The 21,582-nt window shown below is 56.0% G+C and carries 17 protein-coding genes; 10 read left to right on the top strand and 7 right to left on the bottom strand.

The genetic code is table 11. The annotated features are described in order from the left end of the window. Positions 1 to 200 precede the first annotated feature (200 nt). Entirely contained in the window at positions 201 to 437 is a 237-nt protein-coding gene (locus AAE045_RS14300; protein WP_455548306.1) for a hypothetical protein, read from the bottom strand. A 498-nt stretch (positions 438 to 935) separates the two neighbouring features. Continuing rightward, on the bottom strand, positions 936 to 1,418 hold the full coding sequence (locus tag AAE045_RS14305; RefSeq protein WP_455548307.1) for a helix-turn-helix domain-containing protein: 483 nt from the start codon (positions 1,416 to 1,418) through the stop codon (positions 936 to 938). A 532-nt stretch (positions 1,419 to 1,950) separates the two neighbouring features. Here AAE045_RS14305 and AAE045_RS14310 point away from each other — a divergent pair. The 3 genes from AAE045_RS14310 (at position 1,951) to AAE045_RS14320 (ending at position 4,271) form a co-directional block, all read left to right on the top strand. Then, the gene (locus AAE045_RS14310) at positions 1,951 to 3,612 is read left to right on the top strand and encodes a fibronectin type III domain-containing protein (protein WP_455548308.1); all 1,662 of its coding nucleotides are present in this window, start codon (positions 1,951 to 1,953) and stop codon (positions 3,610 to 3,612) included. A 99-nt stretch (positions 3,613 to 3,711) separates the two neighbouring features. After that, positions 3,712 to 3,990, top strand: a complete 279-nt coding sequence (locus AAE045_RS14315) for a CopG family ribbon-helix-helix protein (protein ID WP_455548309.1) — start codon at positions 3,712 to 3,714, stop codon at positions 3,988 to 3,990. 2 nt (positions 3,991 to 3,992) lie between these two features. After that, the gene (locus AAE045_RS14320; protein WP_455548310.1) at positions 3,993 to 4,271 is read left to right on the top strand and encodes a type II toxin-antitoxin system RelE/ParE family toxin; all 279 of its coding nucleotides are present in this window, start codon (positions 3,993 to 3,995) and stop codon (positions 4,269 to 4,271) included. A gap of 12 nt (positions 4,272 to 4,283) precedes the next feature. Here the strand turns inward: AAE045_RS14320 and AAE045_RS14325 are convergent, their stop codons facing one another. Next, positions 4,284 to 5,108: a helix-turn-helix domain-containing protein gene (locus AAE045_RS14325; RefSeq protein WP_455548311.1), complete on the bottom strand. Its 825-nt coding sequence runs from the start codon at positions 5,106 to 5,108 to the stop codon at positions 4,284 to 4,286. 241 nt (positions 5,109 to 5,349) lie between these two features. On the opposite strand from AAE045_RS14325, the gene AAE045_RS14330 reads away from it, so the two are divergent. The 4 genes from AAE045_RS14330 to ompA all read left to right on the top strand — a co-directional run bounded on the left by AAE045_RS14330 (position 5,350) and on the right by ompA (position 10,883). Continuing rightward, the gene (locus AAE045_RS14330; protein ID WP_455548312.1) at positions 5,350 to 6,753 is read left to right on the top strand and encodes an MFS transporter; all 1,404 of its coding nucleotides are present in this window, start codon (positions 5,350 to 5,352) and stop codon (positions 6,751 to 6,753) included. A 9-nt stretch (positions 6,754 to 6,762) separates the two neighbouring features. Beyond that, positions 6,763 to 8,730 (top strand): glycoside hydrolase family 127 protein, encoded by a 1,968-nt coding sequence (locus AAE045_RS14335; protein ID WP_455548313.1) that lies wholly within the window; start codon positions 6,763 to 6,765, stop codon positions 8,728 to 8,730. Between the two features lie 326 nt (positions 8,731 to 9,056). Continuing rightward, complete coding sequence (locus AAE045_RS14340) at positions 9,057 to 9,686, top strand: helix-turn-helix domain-containing protein (protein WP_455548314.1); 630 nt, start codon at positions 9,057 to 9,059, stop codon at positions 9,684 to 9,686. A 159-nt stretch (positions 9,687 to 9,845) separates the two neighbouring features. Next, on the top strand, positions 9,846 to 10,883 hold the full coding sequence (gene ompA / locus AAE045_RS14345) for a porin OmpA (RefSeq protein ID WP_455548315.1): 1,038 nt from the start codon (positions 9,846 to 9,848) through the stop codon (positions 10,881 to 10,883). A 177-nt stretch (positions 10,884 to 11,060) separates the two neighbouring features. On the opposite strand, the gene exaC is transcribed toward ompA, so the two are convergent. Next, positions 11,061 to 12,599: an acetaldehyde dehydrogenase ExaC gene (exaC, locus tag AAE045_RS14350; protein ID WP_455548316.1), complete on the bottom strand. Its 1,539-nt coding sequence runs from the start codon at positions 12,597 to 12,599 to the stop codon at positions 11,061 to 11,063. Positions 12,600 to 12,788: 189 nt separating this feature from the next. Here exaC and AAE045_RS14355 point away from each other — a divergent pair, with 189 nt between their 5' ends. Continuing rightward, positions 12,789 to 13,658 (top strand): ROK family protein, encoded by an 870-nt coding sequence (locus AAE045_RS14355; protein ID WP_202308316.1) that lies wholly within the window; start codon positions 12,789 to 12,791, stop codon positions 13,656 to 13,658. Positions 13,659 to 13,838: 180 nt separating this feature from the next. Here AAE045_RS14355 and selB read toward each other — a convergent pair whose 3' ends face one another. From selB to AAE045_RS14370, 3 genes are all read right to left on the bottom strand, one after another. Continuing rightward, positions 13,839 to 15,665: a selenocysteine-specific translation elongation factor gene (selB, locus tag AAE045_RS14360; RefSeq protein ID WP_455548317.1), complete on the bottom strand. Its 1,827-nt coding sequence runs from the start codon at positions 15,663 to 15,665 to the stop codon at positions 13,839 to 13,841. Further along, positions 15,662 to 17,053: an L-seryl-tRNA(Sec) selenium transferase gene (gene selA, locus AAE045_RS14365; protein ID WP_455548318.1), complete on the bottom strand. Its 1,392-nt coding sequence runs from the start codon at positions 17,051 to 17,053 to the stop codon at positions 15,662 to 15,664. The genes selB and selA overlap by 4 nt, the downstream gene beginning before the upstream one ends. 71 nt (positions 17,054 to 17,124) lie before the next feature. Then, positions 17,125 to 17,733 carry a glutathione S-transferase gene (locus AAE045_RS14370; protein WP_202305183.1) on the bottom strand — a complete coding sequence of 203 codons (609 nt, stop codon included), beginning with the start codon at positions 17,731 to 17,733 and terminating at the stop codon, positions 17,125 to 17,127. A gap of 571 nt (positions 17,734 to 18,304) precedes the next feature. Between AAE045_RS14370 and AAE045_RS14375 the strand changes: the two genes are divergently transcribed. Further along, positions 18,305 to 20,224, top strand: coding sequence for a PTS mannitol transporter subunit IICBA (locus AAE045_RS14375; protein ID WP_455548319.1), 1,920 nt, complete (start codon positions 18,305 to 18,307; stop codon positions 20,222 to 20,224). A 164-nt stretch (positions 20,225 to 20,388) separates the two neighbouring features. After that, a complete protein-coding gene (gene mtlD, locus AAE045_RS14380) occupies positions 20,389 to 21,537 on the top strand; it encodes a mannitol-1-phosphate 5-dehydrogenase (RefSeq protein ID WP_455548320.1) in 1,149 nt (382 codons plus the stop codon). Positions 21,538 to 21,582: the final 45 nt, after the last annotated feature.

Below are 21,582 nucleotides of genomic sequence, written 5' to 3' on the forward strand. Positions count from 1 at the left end.
TCCGGTTACCTACTGCCATTTAACCGCCCGCAAGCCGTAATTCCCTCTGGGGCAACTCACAGCCAGAAGCGGATATTTTTAACAACACGTTGTGTTAATCAATGGGGAACAAGCCATGTGCTTACTTGGCTATTCAGGCGGGATACTAAAAAGCGGATAAACTGTGCACTTATCCGCCCTGCTACATTCAAAATATTCGCTTAGCCAACAATCTGATCGCCTTGCACTTCAATATTGTTCGCCAGATTCCAGCGGTTTGGCGAGGTTGCGATCACCACCTGGTGAATACGCTCAAACTGCTCAACAGTACCATCGCCTTTCACGTTAATCGTGTAGTTAATTTTGTCATAACCCGGTTTCACTTCGCTATCAAGCCCCATAAAACCGCGCAAATCTAAATTACCCGTGGTTCTAATTTCCAGTTTTTCCAGTGTCACGCCTTCTGCGGCGGCAGCGACGACATAACCAACTCCGCTTGTGCCGCCAACAACCAGAAGTTTTTACCTGCGAATACGTTGCTCATGGTTATCTTCAGAATAAATACTTTGTTAGTTAATACAGGGAAGAAGCTTGTCTCCCTGTCGACCCCTTTACCTTGTCTCTGATTTGCTGAGGGAAATAATCAAAAGATCCCAGATTAATATGTTCTGAGATTTATTAATTTATTCAACCGCAGTACCTGATGATTTACTTAGGTGGTAATGGAGAGTAAGCATGCGTATCCATACAGACACAGCGGCGAAACAGATATTGATGAATGATTTTTGAACTGTGCTTATCCGGCTTACAATAACATTCCAGAATATTTCTTTTCAGTGGCGGGAAGGTATTTGCAACGACCATATTCACCCCCGTGGGATCGGTGTTGTGTACGGGCGTACTCGTTCGCGTTGCAAAGGTTAAGCAGAACGCGGCCAGGACAAATACCAGAGCAGCTAGCTTGCCCCAGTGTTTATTGCTGATTTAAAGACGTTTATCGCGCTACTGAATACGGTCAAATCAGTTTGTTCGCTTTCTTCCCGCCGCGATTCCAGGGGCAAACCGTCTTCACTGTACCAGATCGCCGACGCCTCATCATTTGCTTGCTGAATATAATAAGAAGGACTAATGCTATAGCCGAGGCGTGGCTGCGTGGTCACAAAGGAGGTCAGCCCAATTTGATTGAGGTCTTTACGCAAAGAATAAACAGTTTGCAGCAGGCAACTATCGGTTGAAAAAAGCCCATGCTTTTCCCATATATCATAAAACAACGCTTTTTTTGTGGATATTTCATTATTATGGTGATGGCTTAGTAAGCACAGCATGCAGCGGCCCTTAGTGCCGGAGAGAGTGGCTATCTTTCCTTTATGTAACGCATAGAGGGTGAACTGCTCACTGTCAAAGAGCATATTATTATTAATTATAAACCCGTTAAGCATACGCTCCTCCTCAGAAAAGGGATTTTACGCGACCAGGAGTGCTAACCTTCGTAATCAATAAGATTTATTAAACTGAATTTTTATGTTGAATACCGTTGGGGCTGATAAAAGCTAATATATTGGCTTGCCCGGAATTTAGCTAATAAAATATGATCAAAAATCGTACAGCGCATTGAGTTTGAGCCAGCTGAACATCATACCGGTGGCCTGCTGATAGAAACTGATAGTTGTGTCATGAGAGCAGGATGGCGCTTTCCGCGAAAGATTCTGGCGCGGGTTAAGGTAAACCCGGCATAAACGCAACTTTTGTGGCAGTTACAATTATCATTTTTAAGATTTAATTCTTTTATTATCAGCCGGTTGTTAATAAAAAATCTCTTTTAGCTAACATCACTTCTTTTGATTATCCCCGCCTTTCTGAAGCCTGAATACTGCCTCTCCAGCGACGTACCTTTTAAAAAATACAAAGGGACGCGCTCAATCTACCCACTCGGGGAAGGCTCCCCGTAATGAAACGATAAGAGGCAATAAAATGGCGAACGCAGCTCAGAAATATATGGTGACCTGTAAATGGGGAAGCGAAGCGGACTGGTCCCGCACCTGCTACTTCGAAGTTTTCAACCTGACGGATGAAGACCTGGTGGGGGCGGAAATTGAGTTTTTAGCCGATGTAAACCAGACTTTCAGCGCGAATCAGGGCTTTAGAGTAGAAAAAAATACCACCCCGGTTAAGGGGAAAATGATCGATGGCGCAGCCGTCGTACCGGCGCAGGGCGTGATGCTCTTCGATATGAACGTCTCTGCCAATGGCTCAGGCAAATTCGTTAATCTGCCTCATAATTTCAAGGTTAACGGCGAGGCGGCAGATCTCATTCCTGATACCCAGCCACCTTCACAGCCCAAAAATCTCCACGCGGTGGCTAAAGGTTCCGTGACGCTTACCCTGGCCTGGGATGCCTCCACCGATGACGTTATGCTGAGCGGCTATGAGCTTGAGCTGTCACCGGCGAACGCTGAGGGCGAAACGACTTTCACCTCAATGACAACAAGCATCATTCTGCAACATCTGCAGGAGAGCACTGAATATCAGGTTAAGGTTCGTGCTTTTGACCTTTCCCAAAACTATTCCGCTTTCTCGCCTGCGCTGGTTGTTTCCACTACCGCAGCCCTGCCGGATGCCGGTGCATATAGCCTGATGCATGCGCCGTTTGTGGATTACACCGCATGGCCGACGCCACAGGTCAGCGTTTATGGTGCGGCTTCCGGTCTGAAAGGCTATACCCTTGGCTTCCTGGCCGCCGCTGATATGAATGAAGGGGTAGGTGAGCCTGACTACAAACCGTGCTGGGGCGGACAAACCAGTATCGCCGACGCCAATAATCCTGACGCCGGTTTTTATAATGCTGATGCAACCGTCAGCGATTATTGCAAAGGCGATATCGCCGCGTTCCGCGCTGCGGGCGGTGACGTTGCTATCTCCTTCGGCGGTGCCAACTCCAACTTCCTGGAGGAGTATATTACCGACATCAGCAAGCTTGCTGCCCTTTATCAGGGCGTTCTGGATAACTACCAGGTCAACCACATTGACTTCGATATTGAAGGTGGCGCAGTACCGAATACCGAAATGCTGCGCGTGCTGATTGCCGCCATGGTCGAAGTACAAAGAAACAATCCTGACCTGCAGATCTCCTTCACCTTGCCCGTTGATGGCCAGAAATCCGAGGGCACTCAGGGGCTGACCGGTGACGGCGTGGCTATTGTTCAGATGGTCCATGATGCTGGTCTGAATCCTTCCATGTTCAACGCCATGTCGATGGATTTCGGCGTGGAATATCCGGCAGATACCACGCTTGAAGCGGTGACCATCTCCGTTGAGGCCATGCATCAGCAAATTGCCGACATCTTTACCCACTGGACGAAAGAAATGGTCTGGCGCCGCCTGGGGATCACCCCAATGTTCGGCGTGAACGACACAGGCATCACCTTCTCGCTGGCCGATCAGCAGGCCGTTGTTGAGCTGGCTCGCAAATATAACGTGGGCATGCTGTCAGGCTGGGATGCTACTCGTGACTATAATCAGGGCACCGAGATGTGCTATCTGGATAAAGACCAGTCTAATCTGTTCCAGTGCACCTACGTGGGCGACGAGTCTTACCAGTACAGCAAGATCATTGCGACCTATGAGCGCAAATAAGTCGTAATGCTGAAGTACCTGCACCGGCGGCTCGCGCCGCCGTTGTTTTAATCATGTTGATTCACTATGATTAGATTCTAATCACTCAGGACGGACAATATGAAACCATCACCAACCCGTGTTATCACAGCCCACATTCCAGTTGAAATGGCTGAGAGAATTGACGAACTTGCTGCCAGCTACGATCGTTCACGCGGCTGGATTGTTAAACAAGCCCTGGCGGCCATTATTGAGCAGGAAGAAAGCCGTCACGCTATGACGCTGGAAGCTTTACAGGCCGTGGACGAAGGGCGGGTAGTCGATCATAACGACGTGCTGAAATGGGCGAACAGTCTTGGCAGCGATTCGCCTTTGCCGGTGCCAAAAGCTAAGGGGTAACGATGCGTTTTGTCTGGACGGAACCAGCCATTGAGGATTTAAACAGGGTTTATGAATTCCTGATTAGCGTTAACCAACCCGCAGCGGAGCGCGTGGTACAAACGTTAGTCAGTGCGCCTGTTAATCTGGTGACGAACCCGCAATCGGGAGCGTACTTATCTGAGTTCGAACCCCGGGAGGTTCGCCGGTTAATCCTTGGTAACTATGAACTTCGTTACGAACTTAAAGATGAAATCGTTCATATTCTGAGGGTATGGCACACCAGAGAAAACCGTGAATAACAATGCTCGCCGCTAATCCGAATTAATATGCTCCTTGCAGTATCTCCGCTTCCAGGCGGCGGGCGTCAGGCCCACTGCTTTGCGGAAGATTTGCCGGAAATAGCCCACGTCCTGAAATCCGCAGCGCTCCGCCACTTCACTTAGCGAACACGAATCCGTCAGCAGCAGCTTCTCCGCGCTTAATACCCGCTGGCGATGAATGGCTTCCGTAATCGTCAGGTGAAACGCCCGGCGGTAAACGCGGCCCAGGTAATCTGCGTTGCAGTGCAGCTGTGCGGCAAGCGCAGAGGTGGAGAGGCTCAAATGGTACTGGGTGCGAATAAGCTGCCGGGCTTTGTACGCCAGGGCAATTCCGCTGTTTTCCGTGATGGGCAGCTCGCCCGCGGCGACGGAAAGCTGCTGCATAATCAACAGTAAAATTAATTCCAGCGCCGCGCTTCGGCGCATCGCTTCCTGCTCGTTTAAAAACTGGCGAAATAACGAGATAACATATTGCGGGTCGCGTACTTTTCCATGCTGCGGTAAGGATAATAACGACGCGGGTAATTCGCCCGGCTGGCTGATTTGTGGATGCTTCTCGAAATGGAGCCAGTAAAATTTTAAATCTTCAGGAAAATTGCCCACCCCAACATGTTTACGGTAGGGCCAGAGTAATAAACTTTCCCCGGCACCGACGACGAACGTAGTTGTCTCCTCTTTGATCGTAAGCGTCCCTTTTTCCACGAATATCAGCTCCCACGAATCCAGCTCCCGTGCCGGATGGCTCCCCACGCCTCGCGATATAAACAGCCCGCCGTTTTGCACGCTTACCGGTAAAGAGATTTTTAAATCAAACATTTAGGTATTTTCTCATTACTTGTTTATCAGGCAGTGTAGATAAATTGTGCGGTGCTGGCAGGCCCTGGGGCCGGTTTGTCGATCTTCTTCACAGTTTTCCGCTCAGGTCGGAATCGTCACCTTTTTATACTTTTCCCTCGCCTTGTTGCCGGGGAAATAGCGTGCAGAATTAATCGCGTACTTTGCAAAAGACAAAATAACAATTCCAGGTTCTTTAATCCGATGATACGAGGCGTAAATCATGACCTCTACCCCTATTAATACTACTGATATTGCTCCATCGGCCGTAAACGACAAACTTTCGATTCGCGAGAAAATAGGCTACGGGCTGGGTGATGCGGGCGGCACGGTAATAACCTGCCTGATCATGAACTTCCTGACTTTTTTCTATACCGATGTGTTTGGTTTAACCCCGGCGATTGTCGGAACGTTATTTATCGCCCTGCGCGTTTTCGACGCGATTTCCGATCCGCTGATGGGGATTATTGCCGACCGTACCCAGAGCCGCTGGGGGCGTTTTCGCCCGTGGCAGCTGTGGGTGGCGGTGCCGATTGGCATCATTGGCGTGCTGACCTTCACCGTGCCCGATCTCAGCGCCAACATGAAAATCCTCTGGGCGTTCGGCACCTATCTTCTGCTCTCCGTGGGCTATACCGCGATTAACGTGCCGTACTGCGCGCTGATCAACACCATGACTACGCGTCACGATGAGGTCATCGCCTGTCAGTCCTGGCGCTTTGTGCTGTGCGGCGTGGCGGGCTTTTTAGTCTCCGTCGGCCTGCCGTGGCTGGTGGAGGTCATCGGCCAGGGCAACGCGGCGAAGGGCTACCAGGCGGGCGTTGGCATTCTTTGCGCCGTGGCGGTGGTGATGTTCCTCTGCTGCTTCTTCTGGGTCCGCGAGCGGGTGCCGCTGGCGCTGATGGGCAAGTTCACCCTGCGTGAGCACCTGGCGGGCCTGCGCAAAAACGACCAGCTGCTGCTGAGCCTGGTGATGTCGTTCCTGCTGATTAACGTCTTTAATCTCCGGGGCGGCGGCTACATGTACTTCATCACCTATGTCCTGCAGGGCAGCGCGACCTTTGCCTCGCTGTTTTTCACCATGGTGACCTTCGCCTCGATTCTGGGGGCCATTATCGTCAGCCCGCTCTCAAAGCGCTTTGATACGGTCAAACTCTATTACTACACCAACCTGGTGCTGGCGGCGCTGGCGGTCGGGATGTGGCTGCTGCCCGCCGGGCCTGCGCACCAGACCTTGTGGCTGGTGGTGATCCTTGGCAACGGCATTATTCTGGGCTTCACGCTGCCGCTGCACTTTTCCATCATGGCCTTTGCCGATGACTACGGCGAATGGAAAACCGGCGTGCGCTCGTCCGGCATGAACTTCGCCTTTAACCTGTTCTTCATCAAGCTCGCCTGGGCCGCCAGCGCGGGTATTCTCAGCCTGGTGTTTATTTTTGTCGCCTATAAGCCAGGGCTTGAGCACCAGACGGCCGCATCGCTTTCCGGCATTACCGCTCTGGAAAGCCTGCTACCGGCTGCCTTCCACCTGTCACTGGCGCTGGCGATTCGCCGCTGCCGACTGAATAACCCTATGATGGCGCGTATCAGCACCGATTTACGCCAGCGCCACGTCCAGAACGCCTGAGGAGTTGTTATGAACCAGCCAGATGTTTTACAGGAAGTTGACCTGCACCAGCTGAAAGTGACCGACGCATTTTTGGGAGAGTATCAGCGCCTGGTGCGCGACGTGGTGATCCCCTATCAGTGGGATGCGCTCAACGACCGGATAGAGGAGGCCGACCCGAGCCACGCCATCGAAAACTTCGAGATCGCGGCAGGGCGCAAAGACGGCGAGTTCTACGGCATGGTGTTCCAGGACAGCGACGTGGCCAAGTGGCTGGAAGCGGTGGCCTGGTCGCTGTGCCAGAAGCCGGATGCGGAGCTTGAGAAAACCGCCGACGAGGTCATCGAACTGGTGGAGGCCGCGCAGTGTGAGGATGGCTATCTCAACACATATTTCACCGTCAAAGAGCCGGAGCTGCGCTGGACGAACCTGGCCGAATGCCACGAGCTGTACTGCGCCGGGCATATGATTGAGGCGGGCGTGGCGTTCTTCCAGGCGACCGGCAAGCGCCGCCTGCTGGACGTAGTGTGCCGCTTTGCCGACCACATCGACAGTGTGTTTGGGCCTGGCGAAAACCAGATCCACGGCTATCCGGGCCACCCGGAAATCGAGCTGGCGCTGATGCGTCTGTACGAGGTGACGGAGAATCCGCGCTACCTGAATCTGGCGAACTACTTTGTTGAAGAGCGTGGCGCTGCGCCGCATTTCTACGACAGCGAATATGAAAAACGGGGGCGCACCTCGTACTGGAATATTCACGGCCCGGCGTGGATGGTGAAAGATAAGGCCTACAGCCAGGCGCACGAGCCGCTGGCGCTTCAGCAAACGGCCATCGGCCACGCGGTGCGCTTTGTCTACCTGATGGCGGGCGTGGCGCACCTGGCGCGGCTGCATAAGGATGAGGAGAAGCGTCAAACCTGTCTGCGCCTGTGGGACAACATGGTGCAGAAGCAGATGTACATCACCGGCGGCATTGGCTCCCAGAGCAGCGGCGAGGCGTTCAGCGCCGATTACGACCTGCCTAACGACACCGTGTACGCCGAAAGCTGCGCCTCCATTGGCCTGATGATGTTCGCTCGCCGCATGCTGCAAATGGAAGCGGACAGCCGCTTTGCCGACGTCATGGAACGGGCCTTATACAACACTGTGCTGGGAGGCATGGCGCTGGATGGCAAACACTTCTTCTACGTGAATCCCCTTGAAGTGCATCCTAAAACGCTGGCGTTTAACCATATCTACGATCACGTGAAGCCGGTGCGCCAGCGCTGGTTTGGCTGCGCCTGCTGCCCGCCGAACATCGCCCGCGTGCTGACCTCGCTGGGCCACTATATCTACACCCCGCAGCCGGATGCCCTGTATGTGCATCTCTACGTTGGCAACGAAATGGCTGTGCCGGTGGGCGACAAGACGCTGGGCCTGAAAATCAGCGGCAACTATCCGTGGCATGAGCAGGTGGACATAACCGTCACCTCACCGGAAAGCGTGCAGCATACTCTGGCGCTGCGTCTGCCGGACTGGTGCGCCAGCCCTCGCGTGATGCTTAACGGGGAGCCGTGCGAAGGCGAGATCCGTAAAGGCTACTTGCACATCAAACGTAGCTGGCAGGAAGGGGACCGCATTGCGCTGACGCTGCCAATGCCGGTGCGCCGGGTGTACGGCAATCCTCTGCTGCGCCACGTGGCTGGTAAAGTAGCCGTGCAGCGCGGGCCGCTGGTTTACTGCCTGGAAGAGGCGGATAACGGCACGGAACTGCACAACCTGGTGCTGCCGGACGACAACGAATTTACCCTTATTCAGGGGAAAGGGATCTTTGCCCATAAAGTATTAATTCAGGCCGAAGGGCTGCGGATGATGGCTGACGAGGCCGAAGAGCAGCCGCTTTATTATTACGACAAACCGCCGGTCAGCGCTGCGCCGCAGAAACTAATCTTTATTCCGTGGTTTAGCTGGGCGAACCGTGGGGAAGGGGAGATGCGGATCTGGGTCGACGCTCGTTAAAAAATTTTCTGCCGGGTTCCTTTATCGGGGGCCTGGCGGTAAAATCCCCCGCAGGCAATATAACTCCGCAGCCATGATAATTATTACCACTGTAGGTTATCCATCTTTTTTAATATTGTGCGTCGAATGTGGCGTCACCGGAATAGTCAAGTCCATTATGGTACTATCCGGTATGATAATTAATCTGCTAAATTCAAAATCCTCCTGATTCGTTTAGAAATAAACTTTTCTCCGCTGGTTTGCTTTGCAATAATAAGTAACCGATCGCTTTTTACATAGTCGGCTATAATTACCAGAAAATGTAACTAAATTTTTGAGGATTGCCTGTGACTGTTTCTGTACCTGTTCGACCGGATGATTCTATCGCTCGCCTGATCAACGTCCTGCTGCCGATTAGCACCGAGCTCAACGTGCCACCCCGTAAGCGCCTGCACTGGGATTACAAAGGGCAGCCGCAGTTTTATCTCTTCCTGGAAGGGGAGCTTTCCGTCCTGCGTCTGGAAGATGGCCTGGTCATTGGCACCGCCTACGACCCCCATATTTTTGGCATTGGCGAAGGCCTGCAACCGCTGCAATGGCAGCATCTGCGTGTCGAAACCGAGTCTAAAATATTCAGGGTGGACGCGCAGGAGGCGATGAAAATCATCACCGAGAAAAATCTGTGGCAGGATGTTGCCATCATGATGGCCTATTTCACCACCTATCTGCTTTATCGTGATGCGCTGGTGGTTCAGCAGCGAACCTATTCGGTCATTCGTAACCATCTCATGGAGATGATTCAGCTTCCTGAAGAGACCAGAATGCGCACGTCTATTCTCGAATACATTCAGGACCGAACTCACCTGTCTCGCAGCAGCGTATTAAATATGGTGTTCGCTCTTAAAGAAGCTAAATATATTGAAACAAAAAGAGGCGGCTATTTAATTAGCGTTAACGATCTGCCTGAAACATTTTAGTCATTCAATGCGATGTCTGATATGTCAAAAGCTTGTTGTTTAAAAATAAATTGATTAACGTTTCTTTTCCTGAGGTATTCACAATATTATTTACCGACAATACTTTGGCAAATAAGTTCTGAAGCGCCGCTTCAAAATGTGAAAAATTCAGGGAATAACATGAAAAAGACTCTTGTAGCATTACTGGTGGTAAACGCCTTCGCGGCTTCTAACGCTTTTGCAGCAGCAGACGCTAACACCTGGTACGGCGGTGCGAAAGTGGGCTGGTCCCATTACTTCGACGTGAGCGGTGACAACTTCAACGATCAGACTGGCAGCGCAACCGACTTTGATTTTGATAAAGACAACGTTAGCGGCGGCGTGTTCGGTGGCTATCAGATCACCGACTGGTTAGCGATTGAAGGTGGCTACGACTACCTGGGCAACATGGACATTCACGGCAACAACGACGTGCTGGGCTCCAAGCTTGAAACCCAGGGCCTGCAGCTTTCCCTGAAAGGCAGCTACGCGCTGACCGACGCATGGGATCTCTACCTGCGTGGCGGTGCAATGGGCTACCGTGCTGAAACCAACACCGCTGGTCACAGCAAAATGGAAGTTGGCGTTCGTCCGCTGGCAGCAGTGGGTACTGAATACGCGTTCACCAAAGCGTGGGCTGGCCGTCTGGAATACCAGTGGGTTGCTAACGTAGGTAACTCCAACCAGATCGGCGCAAGCGCAGACGTTAGCTCCGTATCCGCAGGTCTGGTCTACCGTTTCGGTCAGCACGATGACGTAGCACCAGTTGTTGCAGCGGCGCCTGCGGCACCAGAAGTGCAGACGTTCAACCTGAAGTCTGACGTGCTGTTCGGCTACAACTCAGCCACCCTGTCTCCGGAAGGCCAGGCTGCAATTACCCAGCTGTACAACAGCCCGGAAATGCAGGCTGCTAAGAACAACAACACCACCGTTGTGGGTTACACCGACCGTATCGGTTCCGAAAACTACAACCAGCAGCTGTCCGCAGACCGCGCTCAGTCCGTAGCGGATGCGCTGATTGCAGCAGGTATGCCAGCTCAGAACGTTTCTGTTGATGGCCGTGGTGAAAGTGAATCCGTCACCGGCAACAACTGTGACGACAACATGCCACACTCCCAGCTCGTCACCTGCCTGGCACCAGATCGCCGCGTAGTGGTAGAGATCTCCGGCCAGAAGTAAGAGCGAATACTGCCTCATTTGCTTGTACTAAAGTTCGTTGATGTAGCATTAAAAAAATAGCTTTATTATTGTCCGTTGCCCGATGTGCCTACATCGGGCTTTTTTGTTTTTGCGGTTCAGGAACAGAAGCGCCTGGGTTGTAGGTGGATAAGCGCCAGCGCCATCCACCCTGATTAATCAAAACAGCCCAAGCGGCTTATCGGAGTAGCTCACCAGCAGGCATTTTGTTTGCTGATAGTGCTCGAGCATCATTTTGTGGGTTTCACGGCCGATGCCCGACTGCTTGTAACCGCCGAACGCGGCGTGGGCCGGGTAGGCGTGGTAGCAGTTGGTCCAGACGCGTCCCGCCTGAATGCCGCGTCCCATTTTGTAGGCCACGTTGCCGTTGCGGCTCCAGACGCCCGCGCCCAGGCCATATTCCGTGTCGTTCGCCAGCTCCAGCGCCTCTTCCATGGTTTTGAAGGTGGTGACGGCGAGCACCGGCCCGAAAATCTCCTCCTGGAATACCCGCATGTTGTTTTTCCCAAACAGGATGGTCGGCTCCAGGTAATAGCCCGCTTGCAGATCGCCTTCCAGCGCTTTTCGGCGTCCGCCCGTCAGAACGTCCGCCCCCTCTTTCTTACCGATATCGATATAGTTGAGGATGGTTTCCATCTGGCCCTGGGAAACCTGCGCGCCCATCTGCGTGCGGGCATCCAGCGGGTTACCGCTGCGGATGGACTCCACGCGGCGGATCGCGCGCTCCATAAAGCGTTCGTAAATGGACTCCTGCACCAGCGCACGGCTCGGGCAGGTGCAGACTTCGCCCTGGTTGAAGGCAAACAGCGCGAAGCCCTCCAGCGCCTTGTCGAAGAAGGCATCCTCTTCATCCATCACGTCTTCAAAGAAGATGTTCGGGGATTTGCCGCCCAGCTCCAGCGTCACCGGAATAATATTCTGGGTCGCGTACTGCATGATTTGCTGGCCGACTTCGGTAGAGCCGGTGAACGCCACTTTGGCGATGCGTTTGGAGGTAGCCAGATATTCGCCGATTTCACCCCCCGCGCCGTTGACCACGTTGATGACGCCCGGCGGCAGCAGATCGCCCACCAGCTCCATCAGCAGCAGCACGGAAAGCGGGGTAAGGCGTGCCGGTTTGAGCACGATGCAGTTGCCCGCCGCCAGCGCCGGGGCCATCTTCCAGCTCGCCATCAGCAGCGGGAAGTTCCACGGGATGATCTGCGCGACGACGCCCAGCGGCTCGTGGAAGTGGTACGCCACGGTATCGCCGTCAACTTCGCTGATCCCGCCCTCTTGTGCGCGAATACAGGAGGCAAAATAGCGGAAATGGTCCACGGCGAGCGGCACGTCAGCGGCCGTCGTTTCGCGGATTGGCTTGCCGTTATCCCAGGTTTCGGCGGCGGCAAGCAGATCGATATTCTGCTCCATGCGGTCGGCGATTTTCAGCAGGATGTTGGCGCGCTCCTGAACCGACATAGCGCCCCAGCCCGCTTTCGCCTCGTGGGCAGCGTCGAGCGCGAGGTCGATATCGCCTTTGCCGGAGCTGGCGATTTCGCACAGCGGCTGGCCGGTGACCGGAGTGAGGTTTTCATAATATTCGCCCCCCACCGGAGCGACCCACTGGCCGCCGATAAAGTTGTCGTAACGCGGTTTTAACTTAAGCGGAAAGCCATACTCGCCGGGGATGATTCGGGTATCGGGAGGATTGTTGGTCATGGTGGTCTCCTGTGGTGGTTACTCCTTCAAGGGTAGACGGCGGTGGTGGTTTCTTCGCCACTGTTTGAAGGCTTTACGACACGGCTCACGGATAAAAATTTCCGTGATTCGGAGGATTCGACCAGCAACCTGAATGATTTGATACATACTTTAAGATTACCTTTTTACCGTTTCGCAAAAGGATTGTTCATGCGCCTGTTTATCAGTTTCGACGTAGGCGGTACCCATGTAAAACATGGTTTATTTACCGAAGAGGGGGAGGCGCTGATCACCGAGTCATACGATACCCACAACGAGCTCCAGCCGTTTCTGGAGGCCTGGCAGAGCGTGGTGGCGGGGTATCGGCAGCATAATGAAATCGCCGGTATCGCCATCAGTTTTCCCGGCTACATCAATCCCCATACCGGCAGCGTCCCCAAGGCCGGGGCGTTAACCTTCCTCGACGGCTGCAACCTGCTGGAGATTTTCGGCGAGCTGACCGATTTGCCGCTGACGATAGAGAATGACGCCAACTGCGCGGCGCTCGGCGAGATGTGGCTCGGGTCGGGGAATGAATATGATTCGATGGTGTGCATCACCATCGGCACCGGCATCGGCGGCGGGATTATCGTCAACCGCGAGCTGATGCGCGGCTCGCACTACCGGGCCGGGGAGTTTGGCGTGCTGCCGGTGGGGCAGTACGGTGAGGATATGCACCAGCTGGCCTCGGCCAAAGGGCTGATGGACGCCTGCCGCAGAGAGATGAATATTCCGGCAGACGAGAAAATCCACGGCCAGGATATTTTTGCCCGCGCCGAGACGGATTTACACATTCAGGGCGTGATTGATAACTGGGTGAAGTACCTGGCGCGCGGGATTTACAGCGTGGTGTCGCTCTTCGATCCGCAGGCAATTTTGCTCGGCGGCGGCGTGAGCACCCAGCAGATGCTCTATCCGATGCTGGAGCGCCACCTGGAAGGCTTTAAGTTCTGGGATGTGCTGAAGGTGCCGATTCGCCCGTGCAAGCTCGGCAACAAGGCGGGGATGCTGGGCGCGGTGTGGCTGGCGCGGCAGAAATAACGAGCTTTTGTCTGATGGCGCTTCGCTTATCCGACCTACGGAGCCGGATGGTTTTGCCGGATGGCGCTGCGCTTATCCTACCTACGGAACTGGGTGATTTTGCCGGATGGCGCTTCGCTTATCCGACCTACGTTTCTACGGATCGTGTAGGGTGGATAAGCGTTAGCGCCATCCACCGGTTCATTCCTCAAATAATGCACGATCCCGCAGCAGATGGTCGTTCCCGCGGCGGCGCGTAAACCCAATCCGGTCGAAATACTCGAGGATTTGCACCGCCAGCTTGCGGCCGATGCCCAGCTGGTCGCGGAAATCGGCGGCGCTGGTTGTGCCCTGGGTTTGATCCATTTCGCGGATCAGCCTGGCAAACGCCTGGATCCGATCGTTGCGGTAATACCGATCTTTTAAGATCGCCGTCACCAGGCCGAGCTGCGCCGCAAAGCGCATGAGCTGGCGGATCGTCTGCTCATCCTGCTTCGTCTGCGCGGCCAGGTCGCGAACCCACCACGGCTCATCGCCAAACAGGGCGTCGATTTGCTCCCACAGCGCCTGCTGCTCCGCTGAAAAGCCCGGATTGTGGTCCGGCAGATGCAGCCAGCCCTGACGGCTGACTACCGCCCCTTCACGACGCATTTTCTCGATAATCGCCAGCACCAGCGGCTCGTCTTCGCCGGGTAAGGCCATGCGGCGCAGGCGTTCGCGGCCCGGGCCCGGCTGGTCGTCGTGCTGCTGGTGGTAGCGCGCAAGCGTAGCGAGGAGCTTCTGCTGCCAGCGGGCGGCGACCTCGTTGCTGAGCAGGCTGTCTGCGGCCTGAATATAATTTTTGCCGTCCAGCAGCGCCTTAATGCCGCTGGCGGTGAGCTGGCGCGCCCAGGCGAAGGTGCTCACAGAGACGGCTCCGCGCTGCAATGCTATTTCCAGCGCCTGCTGGTCATCTTCCGCCTGCTCAAGCTGGTGCAGCCATTCAAGATACGCAGGCTGGCGCTTACCCCGGCGTGGCGCATGTAGCAGAAGGGTGCGCGCCCCGGCAAGCGTAGTGCGGGCGCTGATATCTCGCAGGACGAGCCGGTCGTTGTCCGCCAGCCACAGCGGCACGTCCAGCACGATTTCCGCCAGATCCCCTTCCAGCAGCGACACGCGGCCGGTAACGTGGCTTGCGGCGTGGTGGATATGCAGCGGCTGCCACTGGGTGAGCGGGGCAAGGGTTTGCAGCTTGACGATGACTCGCTCAGCAGGCTGCAACGGCTTTTCCGCCAGCAGCCAGTCGCCACGGCTGATATCAGCTTTTTCCGCATCGCCCGCAATGTTCAGTGCGATGCGCTGCCCGGCGAAGGCGTGTTCTGTTGCCTGATTCTGCGCATGCAGGCCACGAACGCGCATGGGTTTCTCCGCGCCGGTCAGCCACAGCGAATCACCAATTTTAACTTCGCCGCTCAGCGCCGTTCCCGTCACGACCAGGCCTGCGCCCTTCACCGTAAAGGCACGGTCTATCGCCAGGCGGAAGCGATGGGCTGTCGGGTGCGGGCGTTCGGCAAGCTGCTGAATATGCTCGCGCAGCGCTTCTATGCCCTGGCCGCTGGCTGCCGCCGTCACAAATACGGCTACCTCGCCAAGCAGGGTTTTGATCTCTTCCCGCACCTCTTCAACGCGCGATTCGCTCACGCGGTCGGCTTTGGTCAACGCAACCGTCATTGTCGGCCTGCCGGTCAGCTGAAGAATGGCCAGATGCTCGCGAGTTTGCGCCATTACCCCGTCGTCGCAGGCGACAACCAGCAGCGCATGGTCGATGCCGCCGACGCCCGCCAGCATATTCGCGAGGAATTTTTCGTGTCCCGGCACGTCGATAAAGCCGATTATCCGGCCGTCCGGCTGCGGCCAGTAGGCATAGCCGAGGTCGATGGTCATGCCGCGCTTTTTCTCTTCCGGCAGGCGGTCGGCGTTAACCCCGGTCAGGGCCTGTAAGAGGGTGGTTTTGCCGTGGTCGACGTGTCCGGCGGTGGCGATAATCATTGGCTCAGCATCTCCATAAGGCTGGCTTCGTCTTCCAGGCAGCGTAAATCCAGCCACAGGCGACCGTCGCTGATGCGGCCAATTACCGGCTTCGGCAGGGTGCGCAGATGCTGCGTCAGTTCTCCAAGCGTGGTGCCGCGGCCGTCTTTCGGCGTGAAGGTTATTGCCGCGCTGGGCAGCCTGTCGACGGGGAGCGAGCCGCTGCCAATCTGGGATAAACACGGTTCGACGCGCACGTCGAATCGCTCGCTAAAGCGTGTTTGCAGCGCCGGGGCCAGGCGCTGAGCCTGTTCGCTGATGTCTGCGGCGCTGCGGGTTAGCAGGCGCAGGGTTGGCAACCGCTCAACCAGCGTTTCCGGGTGCTGGTACAGACGCAGCGTGGCTTCGAGCGCCGCCAGCGTCATTTTGTCCGCGCGCAGGGCGCGTTTGAGCGGATGCTGCTGAATGCGGGCTATCATCTCTTTTTTGCCGACGATAATCCCCGCCTGCGGGCCGCCGAGCAGCTTATCCCCGGAGAAGCTCACCAGGCTGACGCCCGCCTCGATGAGCTGTTTTGGCATCGGCTCCGGCGGCAGCCCCCACTGGCTGAGATCCACCAGCGAGCCGCTGCCCAGATCCGTCACCACCGGAATATCCAGCTCGTGCCCAAGCTCCGCCAGCTCGGCCTCGCTCACCGCTTTGGTGAAGCCTTCAATCTGGTAATTGCTGGTATGGACCTTCATCAATAGCGCCACGCTGCCGCTGGCTGCGGCCTGGCGATAGTCTTTCAGATGGGTGCGGTTAGTGGTGCCGACTTCCACCAGCCGGCAGCCCGCCTGGCGCATCACGTCGGGAATGCGGAACGCGCCGCCAATTTCGACCAGTTCCCCGCGCGAGACAACCACTTCGCCGCCGTCCGCGCAGGCCGCCAGCATCAGCAGCACCGCCGCCGCGTTGTTATTGACGATGCAGGCATCTTCCGCGCCAGTCAGTTCGCAGAGCAAATCCGCCAGCGCCCGGTCGCGGTGGCCGCGGGACGCGCCGTCCAGATCGTATTCAAGCGTAATGGGGGAGCGCATAACCTGGGTGACGGCCTCTACGGCGGCTTCGGCCTGCAGGGCGCGGCCCAGGTTGGTGTGCAGCACGGTGCCCGTCAGGTTAAACACCGGCAGCAGGGCGCTGCGCTGGCTCGCCTCAAGCTTCGCCTTCGCCGCCGTTGCCCAGTCAGCGTTCCAGCCGGGCAGCGTCTCCTGCGACCGGATGTGCTCGCGGGCATCATCAAGCATGTCGCGCAGCGTGCTGACCACGCGGGTATGGCCGAACTCTTCAAGCAGCGTGCTGAAAGAGGCGTCGCGCAGCAGGCGGTCTGTTGCCGGAAGCTGGCTGTACAGGGAGCGTTGGGAAGTCATGGGCAAGCCGTTGCGTTGAGAAAAGAGGCGTTAGTTTACAGGGGGAGTTAACCCCCTGTCATAGAGGGAGATCATGCCGTTGGCGGTTCGGTGCGGGCAAAACTTTCGCGGCTGAACAGCTCTTCGACCAGCTTCACCAGATGCGGGCGGTTTACGCACCAGCCGGGCGAAACGCGGCGGAAATTCAGGTAGCCCACCGCGCAGGCGACGGCGATGCTGGCAACGGTGAGGGGTTCAGCCGTCAGGGTTTTGTCACCGGCGTAAGCCTCCAGCATGTCCAGCCCACGGCTGATTTTTTCCCGCTGGCGCAGCAGTTCGGTTTCGGACTGCTGGGCGGGAGGGCGCTGCTGTTCGCGCACGGAAACCAGGGCCGCGTCCATAATGCCGTCGGCAAGCGCTTCCAGCTGGCGCATTTTCAGGGCCTCTACGGGTTCGCGAGGGATCAGCGCCGGAGCGATATCCAGAAGCTCGAGGTACTCCGCAATCACCGGTGAGTCGAACCAGTATTCGCCGTCGGCGGTCACCAGCGCGGGGACTTTCCCCAGCGGGTTGTACTGCGGCGTGTGGCTGTCCGCAACCCACGGATTATCATTCACGAACTCGAAGGTAATGCCTTTTTCCAGCAGGATCACGGAGATTTTGCGCACGTACGGGCTGGTGTAATTGCCGATCAGTTTCATTACATCGTCCATTTTTTATAAGCGTTGGGTAAGTATGGATCAGATTACGGGCAACGGCGATTTGATGTAGTCCACAAAGGCCCGCAGTCCGCAGGTCATGTACTGGCGGTTAGTATTTGTAGGTTGGATAAGCGCCAGCGCCATCCGACATGCCAGCCCACGGCTTCGCTGTAATAAAGTTACAACCCGCAACTATCTCCCCCATGCAACCTGCACTGGATCACACTAAGAAAAATCCGGTTAAAATACTTTGTGATATGCATCACAAAGAAATAACAAACACGCAAAGATGAAATGTGATTTAAGTCACAAATATACCCCGGAAGCGGTTAAAAGATTATCACTGTATTATTTTTACACTGCCAATATGTGACGAATATCACTAACCTATGCCCACCTCACCCCGATTATTGGTGATCTGCATCACACTAATTCCCGTCCTCTGGACAGCTTAACGATTCAGTGCCAGATTCGCCTCACTAAGAGCATCTGGCTGGCTTGCGCCGCCACGTTAACTAAACAATAAACCTCGGGCTGTTCCCAGCGCGTAAACACAACAAGGGGTGTGCGTATGTCATCCGATATCAAGATCAAGGTGCAAAGCTTTGGTCGTTTCCTCAGCAACATGGTAATGCCGAACATCGGCGCGTTTATTGCCTGGGGTATTATCACAGCGTTATTTATTCCTACCGGCTGGCTGCCAAGCGAGACGCTGGCGAAGCTGGTAGGCCCAATGATCACCTATCTGCTGCCGCTGCTGATCGGCTATACCGGTGGCCGCTTAATCGGCGGTGACCGCGGTGGCGTGGTCGGTGCTATCACAACCATGGGCGTTATCGTCGGTGCGGACATGCCGATGTTCCTCGGCGCGATGATTGCCGGTCCTCTGGGCGGCTGGGCGATTAAACACTTCGACGCCTGGGTCGACGGCAAGATCAAATCCGGCTTTGAAATGCTGGTGAACAACTTCTCCGCCGGCATCATCGGGATGATCCTGGCGATTCTGGCGTTCATGGGTATCGGCCCTGCGGTTGAAGTGCTTTCCAAAGTGCTGGCAGCGGGCGTTAACTTCATGGTTGTCCATGACATGCTGCCGCTGGCCTCTATCTTCGTAGAACCGGCGAAAATCCTCTTCCTGAACAACGCGATTAACCACGGTATCTTCTCGCCGCTGGGCATTCAGCAGTCCCACGAGCTGGGCAAATCAATCTTCTTCCTGATTGAAGCCAACCCGGGTCCGGGTATGGGCGTGCTGCTGGCGTACATGTTCTTCGGTCGCGGTAACGCTAAGCAGTCTGCGGGCGGCGCGGCAATCATCCACTTCCTGGGCGGTATCCACGAAATTTACTTCCCATACGTGCTGATGAATCCACGTCTGATCCTGGCCGTTATCCTCGGCGGTATGACCGGCGTGTTCACCCTGACCCTGCTGAACGGCGGTCTGGTTTCTCCGGCCTCTCCGGGCTCTATCCTGGCGATTCTGGCGATGACGCCAAAAGGTGCGTACTTCGCTAACATCGCAGCGATCGTTGCGGCAACTGTCGTTTCCTTCATCGTCTCTGCCATCCTGCTGAAAACCAGCAAGGTGAAAGAAGAAGACGACATCGAAGCCGCGGCTCGCCGTATGGCTGAAATGAAAGCAGAATCCAAAGGTGGCGCAGCGCCGCTGGCGGTAGGCGCTGGCCTGTCCAACGACCTGAGCCACGTCCGTAAAATCATCGTTGCCTGCGACGCCGGTATGGGTTCAAGCGCAATGGGTGCAGGCGTGCTGCGTAAGAAAGTGAACGACGCGGGCCTGAAAAATATCTCCGTGACCAACTGTGCCATCAACAGCCTGCCGGACGACGTGGACCTGGTGATTACGCACCGCGACCTGACCGAGCGCGCTATGCGCCAGGTGCCGCAGGCGCAGCACATCTCCCTGACCAACTTCCTGGACAGCAGCCTGTACGCCAACCTGACCGAACGTCTGGTGGCTTCCCATAACCTGAGCGAGAAAGAAGTGAAGGTGATGAGCAGCCTGGAAGACAGCTTCGTGCCAAGCGAAGAAGGGCTGTTCCGCCTGGGCGCCGGCAACGTGTTCCTCGGCCTGACCGCCTCCAGCAAAGAAGAAGCCATTCGCTTTGCCGGTGAGCAGCTGGTGAACGGCGGCTACGTCCAGCCAGAGTATGTGGATGCGATGTTCGAGCGTGAAAAACTGACCCCGACTTATCTGGGCGAAGGCATCGCGGTTCCGCACGGCACCGTTGAAGCGAAGGACCGCGTGCTGAAAACCGGCGTCGTGTTCTGCCAGTACCCTGCGGGCGTTCACTTCGGCGAAGAGCCTGACGACATTGCCCGTCTGGTTATCGGTATCGCCGCGCGCAACAACGAACACATCCAGGTGATCACCAGCCTGACCAACGCGCTGGATGATGAGTCGGTGATTGAGCGTCTGGCGCACACCACCAGCGTGCAGGAAGTCCTCGACCTGCTGGCCGGTAAGAAGTAAGGGCTTGCCCCTCACCCCGACCCTCTCCCCGGAGGGGCGAGGGGGAAAAGCAAACTCGGTAATATTCCCTCTCCCGTACGGGAGAGGGTTAGGGTGAGGGTCGTTAAACAATGGCCTTTCACCCCAGCCCTCTCGGGTGATGCAAATTTAAGAAGGTGAAGCACATGAAAGCATTACATTTTGGCGCAGGTAACATCGGACGCGGCTTTATCGGCAAACTGCTGGCGGACGCGGGCATTCAGCTGACTTTCGCTGACGTAAACCAGGTTGTGCTGGACGCGCTGAACGCGCGCAACGGCTACCAGGTCCACGTGGTGGGTGAAAACGAGCAGGTCGATACCGTCTCCAACGTGAATGCCGTCAGCAGCATCGGTGACGACGTCGTCAACCTGATCGCTGAAGTTGACCTGGTGACAACAGCCGTGGGTCCCGTGGTGCTGGAGCGCATCGCGCCAGCCGTGGCGAAAGGGCTGGTGCTGCGCCGTACCAACGGCAACGCCAAGCCGCTGAATATCATCGCCTGTGAAAACATGGTGCGCGGCACCTCCCAGCTAAAAGCCCACGTCATGAAAGCCCTGTCCGCGGACGACCAGGCCTGGGTTGAGCAGCACGTCGGCTTCGTGGATTCCGCCGTTGACCGCATCGTGCCGCCGTCCGCTTCCGCCACCAACGATCCGCTGGAAGTCACGGTAGAAACCTTCAGCGAGTGGATTGTCGATAAAACCCAGTTTAAAGGTGAGCTACCAGACATTCCTGGCATGGAACTTACTGATAATCTTATGGCGTTTGTGGAGCGTAAGCTCTTCACGCTGAATACCGGGCATGCTATAACCGCCTACCTCGGCCAGCTGGCCGGTCACCAGACCATTCGCGATGCGATTCTGGATGAGAAAATCCGCGCCGTCGTGAAAGGGGCAATGGATGAAAGCGGTGCGGTGCTGATTAAGCGCTACGGCTTCGACGCCGACAAGCACGCAGCCTACATCCAGAAAATCCTTGGCCGTTTCGAAAACCCGTATCTGAAAGATGATGTGGAGCGCGTGGGCCGTCAGCCGCTGCGTAAATTAAGCGCGGGCGACCGTCTGATCAAACCGCTGCTGGGCACGCTTGAATACGGCCTGCCGCACGCGAACCTGATTGAAGGGATTGCGGCAGCCATGCACTACCGCAGCGAAGAAGATCCGCAGGCCCAGGAGCTGGTGGCGCTGCTGGCAGAAAATGGCCCGCAGGCGACCCTTGCGCAGGTATCCGGTCTGGATGCAGGCAGCGACGTCGTGGCGCAGGCGGTGAAGGCTTATAACGCTAAGGCGTAATGGAGAACGGGCGCGGCCAGCCGCGCCCAATACTAAAATTCAGTG

Source organism: Dryocola clanedunensis, assembly GCF_038405435.1.
GTDB classification, from domain to species: Bacteria; Pseudomonadota; Gammaproteobacteria; order Enterobacterales; family Enterobacteriaceae; genus Dryocola; species Dryocola clanedunensis_A.